We start from the raw sequence: 10,835 nt of genomic DNA on the forward strand, positions 1-10,835 counted from the left end.
GCCCTTCGCCATCCAGAAGGCAGGTTGAATGCTCCGTGTGTCAGCCAAGGTTCAGGCGACACATGTTAACAAGGGCTTTGTTGCGTATTCCTCAACAGTGAATGTTGCGCCCGGCGGTGTTTAAACCGGATGAGGGGGTTTAACATGGCCGGCCGCCGCGTCGGGCTAGTGACGTTGCGCAAATGGTTCCAGACAAGGAGTTGAAAGAATGACCGTTTCGTTTGCCATCAAGGCCTCGGTGTTGCTGCTGTTCCTCGGCAGTACACTTTATGTGCATTTGCGTGGCAAGGCGCGCTTGCCGGTGCTGCGCCAGTTCGTCAACCATTCGGCATTGTTCGCCCCATACAACGCCTTGATGTACCTGTTTTCCGGCGTGCCTTCCAAGCCGTACCTCGATCGCAGCAAGTTCCCCGAGCTGGACGTGCTCAAGGAAAACTGGCAAGTGATCCGCGACGAAGCGATGCACCTGTTCGACGAGGGCTACATTCGCGCCGCCGAGAAAAACAACGATGCCGGCTTTGGCTCGTTCTTCAAGAAAGGCTGGAAGCGCTTCTACCTCAAGTGGTACGACAAGCCCCTGCCGTCGGCCGAGTTGCTGTGCCCCAGGACCGTCGAGCTGGTCAGCCAGATTCCCAATGTGCGAGGCGCGATGTTTGCCTTGTTGCCGGGGGGCAGCCACCTCAACCCCCATCGCGATCCGTTTGCCGGGTCCCTGCGCTATCACCTGGGGCTGTCCACGCCCAATTCCGATGATTGCCGGATCTTCGTCGACGGGCAGATCTACGCCTGGCGCGACGGTGAAGACGTCATGTTCGATGAAACCTATGTGCACTGGGTCAAGAATGAGACGCCACATACTCGGGTGATTCTGTTCTGCGATGTCGAGCGGCCGTTGCGCAACCGGTTGATGACCCGGCTCAACCGCGCCATCAGTGCATTCCTCGGGCGCGCCACTGCACCGCAGAACCTCGACGACGAGCGCGTCGGCGGTATCAACCAGGCCTATGCCTGGAGCAAGTCCTTCAGTGACGGTATCAGCGGCAAGGTCAAGCAATTCAAGCGCAAGCACCCCAAGGCCTATCGGGTCATGCGCCCGGTGCTGGCGGTCGCTGTGTTGACCGCGCTGGGCTACTGGTTGTTTGTTTAAATATTGCGTTACACATCGAGCGCTGGTTATAGTCAGCGCTCGGTTTTCGGACCCATCCTCCAAGAGATCGGCTCATGCCTGCATTCCCTTTCACCGCGGTCGTGGTTCCAGCGTTCAACGCTGGCGTCGTGCCGTGCGGGAATCGGTCGCCTGAGCAGATCGGTCAATACCCTCCACCTGTCAGTCGCTCACCGGTGTACGCCTGCGTATCACCGCCGGGTGTTGGTGTTCAGGGCTGATCGGCAACGGTTGCCGTTCCCTGTGCCCGCCTGAAAAAACGACTGGATTTCAGCTTCGGCTGAGTTGGCTTCTTGCCTGACTACAGGTGGTATTCATGTTTTCCCTTTCCAAAAATGCCTTATTGGCGGCGGCTTCCACGAGCCTGTTCGTCCTGCTGTGGAGCAGCGGGGCGATCTTTTCCAAACTGGGCCTGGCCCACGCGTCACCTTTCGCTTTCCTGCTGATCCGTTTTGCTATCGCGCTGTGTGCGTTGGTGCTGTTGATACCCATGTTGAAGTTCAAGTTGCCCAAGGTCGGCAAGCCGATGGGATACGCGGCGGCGACCGGCCTGGTGTTACTGGGCGCCTATCAGATTTTCTATCTGCTGGCGCTGCAACTGAACGTCACCCCCGGAGTGATGGCCACGCTGATGGGGGTGCAGCCGATCCTTACCGTGGTGCTCATGGAACGCCAGCGTTCCTGGCAACGGATGTTCGGCCTGGCGCTGGGGTTGGTGGGCTTGATCATGGTGGTGTATCAGGGCATCGGCCTGGCCGGCATGTCCCTGGCGGGCATGCTGTGCGGGTTGTTGGCGTTGGTGAGCATGACGGCAGGATCCATCATGCAGAAGCGCATTACCGATAATCCCCTTGGCACGCTTCCAGTCCAGTACTTGGCCGGCCTCGTGTTGTGCGCGGTGTTCGTTCCGTTCCAACCTTTCCACTTCGAGCACAGCGCGGGTTTCATCGTGCCAGTGTTGTGGATGGGGCTGGTGGTGTCGGTGTTGGCGACATTGCTGCTGTACCGGCTGATCGCCCGGGGCAACCTGGTCAACGTCACCAGCCTGTTCTACCTGGTGCCGGCGGTGACGGCGATCATGGACTACCTGGTGTTCGGCAACCGGTTGGCGTTGTTGAGCTTGCTGGGGATGGCGCTGATCGTTGTCGGGCTGGTGTTTGTGTTTCGTAAAAGCCGCTAGCTAGTCGCTGGCAGCACCATCGCTTTCGCGAGCAGGCTCGCTCCCACAGGGATTGCGCGTAACCTGTGGGAGCGAGCCTGCTCGCGAAGCTTTTCGGCTACATCAATGAACTACCGACTAGACACCCCAGGCTTCAACACCAACCACAATGCCGCCGCAATCAACACCCCGCCATACACATGCGCCATGCCCAACGGCTCATCCAGCAACAACGCGCCCCACAACACGCCGAACGGCGGGATCAGAAAGGTCGTGGTCATGGACTTGACCGGGCCGATGGAGCTCAGCAGCCGGAAATAAAGAATATAGGCAAATGCCGTACACACCAGGCCCAGGCCCAGCAGTGACAGCCAGACGCTCCAGCCACCCCAACTGGCCGGCGGATGGGTGATCACGCTGTAGCCAAACAGTGGCAGCAGGAAGAGCGTGGCGCCGAACATGCTGCCCAGGGCAGACAGGCGGCTGTCCAGCCCGCCTTGATGATCGAGCCAGCGCCGGGTGAGGAAACCGGCAAAGCCGTAGCAGGTGGTCGCGAGCAGGCAGGCGAGAGCGCCCATCAACAGTTGCCGGTCGAACGCCACCGGGCCGGCGCGGGTGAGGATCGCGACGCCCATCAGGCCGAGAAAGACCCCGCTGACCTTGGCTGCCGTAAGTGGCTCACGAAAAAACAACCCACCGATCAGAACGCCCATCAACGGTGTCGTCGCGTTGAAGATCGCCGAATAGCCGGCCGGCAACACTTGGGCTGCCAAGGAATAGAACGTCGCCGGAATGCCCGAGTTGATCAAGCCCAGTACCATCACGGCTTTGAGCTTGCCGCGAAAATTCCAGTCGACGCGCATCAGGGCGAGGATGACCACCAGGCCGACGAAGGCGATGGAAACGCGGAAGAAGGCGGTGGGAATCGTGCCAATGACCGGGGCGATGATGCGCATGAACAAAAAGCTCGCGCCCCAGATGGCGGCCAGTGACAGCAAACGCAGGATATCGACGAGGTTCACCAGTGTGTCCTTCCTTGATCGGGCCGCAAGTGTCGCCCCGCCAAACACCGATGGCAATGGTTGCGTTGCCGAGGGATTGGCCTCTAAGCTCAGTCGCCAATAACAAGCATGACCCGCCGAGGTTCACCCTATGCCGCAGCCATGGCCCGCCACCGATATCGCCCGTTCGATCCTCGACGGCTTCGACGATTATCGCGAGCATTTCCGGCAGATCACCGATGGCGCCCGCGCCCGGTTCGAGCAGGCCCAATGGCTGGAGGCGCAGGCGGCATCGGCGGCGCGCATCAATCTGTATGAAGAAAAAGTCTTCGAAACCGTCGCCCGGTTGCGCAACGCCTTTGCTGCCGAAACCTTGATGGATGTCGGCTGCTGGCCGCTGGTGAAAAGCGCCTACATCAGCCTGATCGACCTGCGCTTTGACGACGAATTGTCGGAGACCTGGTACAACTCGATCTTCTGCGGCCTGTTCAGCCATGACCTGATCAGCGACGGCACCATGTTCATCCACACGACGCGGCCAAGCCTGCGCCGTGCCCGCGCGGCCCAGACCCGTAGCTACAAGCCCCAAGGGCAACTGGACAAGATGCTGGTGGCGATCTTCGCCGATTATCGCTTCAGCGAGGATTACGCCGACCTGCCTGGGGACCTGCAACGCCTCGAAAGCCAACTGCGCGAGAACCTGCCGGACTGGGTCTGCAAGGACCCGGAACTGACGGTCGAGCTGTTTTCCTCGGTGCTCTATCGCAACAAGGGCGCTTACCTGGTGGGCCGCATCTACACCCGCGACGACCAATGGCCGCTGGTGATCCCGCTACTGCACCGCGAAGGTCGCGGTATCCAGATCGACGCGCTGATCACCGACGAGGCGCAGGTGTCGATCATTTTCTCGTTCACCCGTTCGTACTTCATGGTCGACGTGCCGGTGCCGGCGGAATTCATCGGTTTTCTCAAGCGCATCCTGCCGGGCAAGCACATCGCCGAGTTGTACACCTCGATTGGTTTCTACAAGCACGGCAAGTCGGAGTTCTACCGCGCCTTGATCAACCACCTGGCGAACACCGACGACCGATTCATCATGGCGCCGGGCGTGCGCGGCATGGTCATGAGCGTGTTTACCCTGCCGGGCTTCAACACGGTGTTCAAGATCATCAAGGACCGTTTCTCACCGTCGAAAAACGTCGACCGGGCCACGGTCATCGAGAAGTACCGACTGGTGAAAAGCGTCGACCGGGTCGGGCGCATGGCCGACACCCAGGAGTTCGCCGATTTTCGCTTTCCCCTGGGCAAGTTCGAGCCGGCCTGCCTGGAGGAACTGCTTGAGGTCGCGCCGTCCACGGTGTCGGTGGAAGGCGACACCGTGTTGATTCGCCACTGCTGGACTGAACGCCGGATGACGCCCCTGAACCTCTATCTGGAAAATGCCAATGAGGCCCAGGTGCGCGAGGCGCTGGAAGATTATGGCTTGGCGATCAAACAGCTGGCGGCGGCCAATATCTTCCCCGGCGACATGCTGCTCAAGAACTTCGGCGTGACCCGCCACGGCCGCGTGGTGTTCTACGACTACGATGAAATCTGCTTCCTCACCGAAGCCAATTTCCGCCATATCCCCCAGCCGCGCACGCCGGAAGATGAGATGGCGTCCGAGCCCTGGTATTCCATCGGCCCGCTGGATGTCTTCCCGGAAGAATTCCCGCCGTTCCTGTTCGCCGATGCCGGCCAGCGCAAGCTCTTCGACCAGTTGCATGGCGAGTTGTACAACGCTGACTACTGGAAAGGCCTGCAAGAGGCGATCCGAGCGGGGAAGGTGATCGATGTGTTTCCATATCGGCGCAAGGACCTGGACAGCGAGTAACCTCCAGGCAAACGCGTTTCCCTCGCCACAACAGCATTCCTTGACGCAGATCCCCTGTGGGAGCGAGCTTGCTCGCGATAGCGGTGTGTCAGTCGACATTCATGTTGGTTGATCCACCGCTATCGCGAGCAAGCTCGCTCCCACAAGGTGTGGCTGTTTCTGTGCTCGGCGCAATTGCCGCAAATCTGCGACAATCGCCCCCTCGCTCAAACCGACGACCCCTGCGTACCTGATGACCGACCAAGCCCCCACAATCGACAAACTGCTGAAAAACCTCGATCACGCCATGCTCGCCGACCGTCACCGGTTGCGGCGGCAGTTGCTCGAGCTGCGCAAGAAACCCGACGAGGCCAAGCTGGCCCAGTGGGTGGCGCGCATGCAGGCGTCGTGTGACCAGGTGCTGGCGCGCAAGGCGAGCGTGCCGTCGATTCGCTACGACGACAACTTGCCGATCGCCGCCAAGCGCGACGAAATCAAGGAGGCGTTGCTCAAGCATCAGGTGTTGATCATTGCCGGCGAAACCGGCTCGGGCAAAACCACGCAGTTGCCGAAGATCTGCCTGGAAATCGGCCGCGGCCAGCAGGGCTTGATCGGCCACACCCAACCGCGCCGCATCGCCGCCCGCAGCGTCGCCAGCCGTGTCGCCGAAGAGCTGGCCACGCCGTTGGGGGCGCTGGTGGGTTATCAGGTGCGCTTCGAGGACCAGAGCGACGCCAACACCCTGATCAAGCTGATGACCGACGGTATCCTGCTGGCCGAAACCCAGAATGATCGCTACCTCGAACGCTACGACACGATCATCGTCGACGAAGCCCACGAGCGCAGCCTGAACATCGACTTTTTGCTTGGCTATCTCAAGACCCTGCTGCCGCGTCGCCCCGACCTGAAGGTCATCATCACCTCGGCGACCATCGACCTGGAGCGTTTCTCCAAACACTTCGATGACGCGCCAATCGTCGAAGTCTCGGGTCGCACTTTCCCGGTGGAAACCTGGTATCGCCCGCTGACCCTGGAGCAGGACGAGGAGGGCAACCGGGTCGAGGACGACTTGACCGTCGATCAGGCGATCCTCGCCACCCTCGACGAAATCGCCGCCTACGAGCGCAGCGAACGCCGCAGTCCCGGCGATGTGCTGGTGTTTTTGCCGGGTGAACGGGAGATTCGCGACGCCGCGGAGATGCTGCGCAAGGCCCAGCTCAAGCACACCGAAATCCTGCCGCTGTATGCACGCTTGTCGCCGGCCGAACAACAGCGGATCTTCCAGTCCCACCCGGGGCGTCGGGTGGTGCTGGCGACCAACGTCGCCGAAACCTCGCTGACCGTGCCGGGCATTCGCTACGTGATCGACAGCGGCACCGCGCGCATCAGTCGCTACAGCTATCGCGCCAAGGTCCAGCGCCTGCCTATCGAAGCCATTTCCCAGGCCAGCGCCAACCAGCGCAAGGGCCGCTGCGGGCGGGTCGAGCCAGGGATCTGCGTGCGGCTGTACAGCGAAGAGGATTTTCTTGGACGGCCGGAGTTCACTGACCCGGAAATCCTGCGCACCAACCTGGCGGCGGTGATCCTGCAGATGCTGCACCTGCGCCTCGGCGAGATCACCGACTTCCCGTTCATCGAACCGCCGGACGGCAAGGCCATCAGCGACGGTTTCAACCTGCTGCAAGAACTCTCGGCGGTGGACCGCAACAGCCAACTGACGCCGTTGGGTCGGCAGTTGGCGCGTTTGCCGGTGGACCCGCGCATGGGCCGCATGCTGCTGGAAGCGGCGAAACTTGGCAGCCTCCAGGAAGTGCTGATCGTCGCCAGCGCCATGTCGATCCAGGACCCGCGCGAACGTCCGCCGGAGCGCCAACAGGCCGCCGACCAGGCCCACGCCCAATGGAAGGACGCGGATTCGGACTTTGCCGGGCTGGTCAATCTGTGGCGCGGTTTTGAAGAGCAGCGCCAGGCCCTGACCGCCAGCCCGCTGCGCAACTGGTGCCGCAAGAACTTCCTGAATTATTTGCGCCTGCGCGAATGGCGCGACTCCCATCGCCAGTTGAGCCTGATCTGCCGCGACATGCAGCTGAGCCTCAACAAGGATCCGGCCGACTACCCGAAACTGCACAAGGCCGTACTGTCGGGCCTGTTGAGCCAGATCGGCCAGAAAACCGAAGACGGCGACTACCTCGGCGCTCGCCAGCGACGGTTCTGGGTCCATCCCTCGTCGGGCCTGGGCAAGAAGCGTCCGCAGTGGTTGATGACCGCCGAGTTGGTGGAAACCACCAAGTTGTACGCACGCATGGTGGCGAAGATCGAGCCGGACTGGATCGAACCGCTGGCCGGGCACCTGATCAAGAAAAACCACTTCGAGCCCCATTGGGAGAAGAAGCGCGGGCAAGTGGTGGCCTATGAGCAGATCACCTTGTTCGGCCTCATCGTCGTCGGTCGCCGGCCGGTGCACTACGGGCCGGTGGACCCGGTGGTGTCCCGTGAGTTGTTCATCCGCGAGGCGCTGGTACGCGGCGAGATCCAGTCCAAGGCCAAGTGCCTGAGCGCCAACACGCGCTTGCTGGAACAACTCGACGAGCTGGAGGCCAAGGCCCGTCGCCGTGACATCCTCGCGGACGAGGAAACCTTGTTCGCGTTCTACGATGCGCGCCTGCCCGCCGAGATCCACCAGACCGCGACGTTCGACAGTTGGTACCGGATCAACAGCCAGAAAGACCCGCAGCTGCTGATCATGCGTGAAGAAGACGTACTGGCCCGCGAGGCGAGCGAGGTGACGGCCAACCAGTACCCCGACACCTTGCGTGTCGGTGACCTGACCTTGCCGTTGAGCTATCACTTCGAACCCAACCATCCCCGCGACGGTGTGACGTTGCGGGTGCCGGCGCCGTTGCTGCCGATGCTCCCGCCGGATCGCCTGGACTGGTTGGTGCCGGGGATGATCGAAGCCAAGTGCATCGCCCTGGTGCGCAACCTGCCCAAGGCCTTGCGCAAGAACTTCGTGCCGGTGCCGGACTTCGTCAAGGCGGCGCTGCAACGCATTACATTTGCCGAGGGCTCGTTGCCGCAGTCGTTGGGGCGAGAGTTGCTGCGCATGACCGGCGCGCGGGTCAGCGATGAAGCCTGGGCGGAAGCTGCGCAGCAGGTGGAAAGCCATTTGCGCATGAACCTGGAAATCGTCGACGGCCAGGGCAAGTTTCTCGGCGAAGGGCGCGACCTGGCCGAACTGACCGCGCGCTTTGCCGAAGCCAGCCAGGCTGCGTTGGCCGTGCCGCAAACGGCCAAGAGCCAGGAACCGGTGGAGGCGAAAGTCTTCGCGCCGGTGGCCGAGAAAACCCAGCAGAAGATTGCCGGGTTGTCGATGACGGTTTACCCGGCGTTGGTGGAAGAGGGCGGGGTGGTCAAGGAAGGACGCTTCCCGACCCCGGCCGAAGCCGAGTTCCAGCATCGTCGCGCGTTGCAGCGTCTGCTCATGCAGCAATTGGCCGAAACGGCGAAGTTCCTCCGTGCAAAGCTGCCCGGGTTGACGGAGTTGGGCCTGTTGTACCGCGAGCTTGGGCGCGTGGACGGTCTGGTGGAAGACATCCTTTTGGTCAGCCTCGACAGCTGCATCCTTGAGGGTGAGCCGAGCCTGCCCCGTGACGGTGCCGCGCTGGCAGCCCTGGCCGAACGCAAGCGCGGCGGCTGGACCGAACACGCCGAACGCCTGGCGAAACTGACCCTGGACATCCTCAAGCTCTGGCACGGACTGCAAAAACGCTTCAAGGGCAAGATCGACCTGGCCCAGGCCGTGGCCTTGAATGACATCAAGCAACAGCTTAGCCACCTGGTGTACCCGGGCTTCGTGCGGGAAACCCCGCATCAATGGCTCAAGGAACTGCCGCGCTATCTCAAGGCCATCGAGCAACGCTTCGAGAAGCTGGGCAGCCAGGTGCAGAAGGACCGGGTCTGGAGCGGCGAACTGTCCAATCTCTGGGCGCAATACCAGGCCCGCGCCAGCAAACACGCCCAGGAAGGCAAGCGCGATCCGCAATTGGAGCTGTACCGCTGGTGGCTGGAGGAATACCGGGTGTCGCTGTTTGCCCAGCAGTTGGGGACCAAGGTGCCGATCTCTGACAAGCGCCTGGGTAAGCAGTGGGGGTTGGTGGAGGGGTGATGCCACAAATATCACCCCCCTGTGAAGCCCCTGTGGGAGCGAGCTTGCTCGCGATGGCGGTGGTTCAGCCTGCATTGATGTTGACTGATACACCGCCATCGCGAGCAAGCTCGCTCCCACAGGGTAGGGTGTTGTAGTGAATGGAACATGGGCCAAACGCCAGCGTTTATGGCAAACTTCGCGCCTATAAATGCCGGTCCCGTGGTTTTGCGCTTCAATCTCACGGGCGGATCGGAATAAAGCGATGCCCGGGCTGCTTCCCTCGGATGGGAAAAGTCCCTTTGTGTGTTGGTACGTCGGTGCCAATACTTTCTGCCTGAACAGATCAGAGACACGACCATGCATAACGTCGTCATCAGCGGCACCGGCCTGTACACCCCGGCCAACAGCATCTCCAATGAAGAGCTGGTGCAATCCTTCAATACCTATGTCGCGCAGTTCAACGCCGACAACGCCGAGGCCATCGAGCGCGGCGAAGTGGAAGCGTTGACCGAATCCAACGCGGCGTTCATCGAAAAGGCTTCCGGCATCAAGAGCCGCTTTGTCATGGACAAGGACGGTATTCTCGATCCACAACGCATGACGCCGCGCCTGCCCGAGCGCTCCAATGAAGAGTGGTCGGTGCTTTGCGAAATGGCCGTCGGCGCCGCGAAACAAGCCCTTGAGCGCGCCGGCCGCAGCGCCGCCGACATCGACGGCGTGATCGTTGCCTGCTCCAACTTGCAGCGTCCATACCCAGCCATCGCCATCGAAGTCCAGGAAGCCCTGGGCATCGAAGGTTTCGGTTTCGACATGAACGTGGCCTGTTCCTCGGCAACCTTCGGTATCCAGGCCGCCGCCAACAGTGTGCAGCTGGGCCAGGCGCGGGCGATCCTGATGGTCAACCCGGAAGTGTGCACCGGCCACCTGAATTTCCGTGACCGCGACAGCCATTTCATCTTCGGCGACGCGGCCACGGCCGTGATCATCGAGCGCGCGGACCAGGCGACCTCGCCGTACCAGTTCGACGTGGTCAGTACCAAGCTGCTCACCAAATTCTCCAACAACATCCGCAACAATTTCGGTTTCCTCAACCGCGCGGCGCAAGAGGGTATCGGCACGCGGGACAAGCTGTTCGTCCAGGAAGGTCGCAAGGTGTTCCGTGACGTCTGCCCGATGGTGGCGGAGCTGATCGGCGCTCATTTGGCAGAAAACCAGCTGAACGTCGGCGAAGTGAAGCGCTTCTGGCTGCACCAGGCCAACCTGAGCATGAACCATCTGATCGTGCGCAAGCTGCTCGGGCGCGAAGCCACCGAAGAGGAAGCCCCGGTGATCCTCGACCGCTACGCCAACACCAGCTCGGCCGGTTCGGTGATTTCATTCCACCTGTACCAGGACGACCTGCCGAGCGGCTCGGTCGCGGTGCTCAGCTCGTTTGGTGCCGGCTATTCGATCGGCAGCGTGATCCTGCGCAAGCGTTGATCCATCGTCCAATGCAATAAAATTCCTGTGGG

General features: G+C 61.5%; 6 protein-coding genes. 5 read left to right on the forward strand and 1 reads right to left on the reverse strand.

The window, feature by feature from the left end:
- Positions 1-208: 208 nt before the first annotated feature.
- On the forward strand, positions 209-1,147 hold the full coding sequence (locus OC610_RS13095; protein ID WP_264428203.1) for an aspartyl/asparaginyl beta-hydroxylase domain-containing protein: 939 nt from the start codon (positions 209-211) through the stop codon (positions 1,145-1,147).
- Positions 1,148-1,481: 334 nt separating this feature from the next.
- Positions 1,482-2,345, forward strand: a complete 864-nt coding sequence (locus OC610_RS13100) for a DMT family transporter (RefSeq protein WP_264428205.1) — start codon at positions 1,482-1,484, stop codon at positions 2,343-2,345.
- A gap of 110 nt (positions 2,346-2,455) precedes the next feature.
- Here OC610_RS13100 and OC610_RS13105 read toward each other — a convergent pair whose 3' ends face one another.
- A complete protein-coding gene (locus OC610_RS13105; RefSeq protein ID WP_264428207.1) occupies positions 2,456-3,346 on the reverse strand; it encodes a DMT family transporter in 891 nt (296 codons plus the stop codon).
- 130 nt (positions 3,347-3,476) lie between these two features.
- Here OC610_RS13105 and aceK point away from each other — a divergent pair, with 130 nt between their 5' ends.
- From aceK to OC610_RS13120, 3 genes are all read left to right on the forward strand, one after another.
- Complete coding sequence (gene aceK, locus OC610_RS13110) at positions 3,477-5,198, forward strand: bifunctional isocitrate dehydrogenase kinase/phosphatase (RefSeq protein WP_264428208.1); 1,722 nt, start codon at positions 3,477-3,479, stop codon at positions 5,196-5,198.
- A 232-nt stretch (positions 5,199-5,430) separates the two neighbouring features.
- Positions 5,431-9,342, forward strand: coding sequence for an ATP-dependent RNA helicase HrpA (gene hrpA, locus OC610_RS13115; protein WP_264428209.1), 3,912 nt, complete (start codon positions 5,431-5,433; stop codon positions 9,340-9,342).
- Positions 9,343-9,681: 339 nt separating this feature from the next.
- Entirely contained in the window at positions 9,682-10,803 is a 1,122-nt protein-coding gene (locus OC610_RS13120) for a beta-ketoacyl-ACP synthase III (protein WP_264428210.1), read from the forward strand.
- Positions 10,804-10,835: the final 32 nt, after the last annotated feature.

Origin of the sequence: Pseudomonas agronomica (genome assembly GCF_025917275.1) — a bacterium.
Lineage (GTDB): Bacteria > Pseudomonadota > Gammaproteobacteria > Pseudomonadales > Pseudomonadaceae > Aquipseudomonas > Aquipseudomonas agronomica.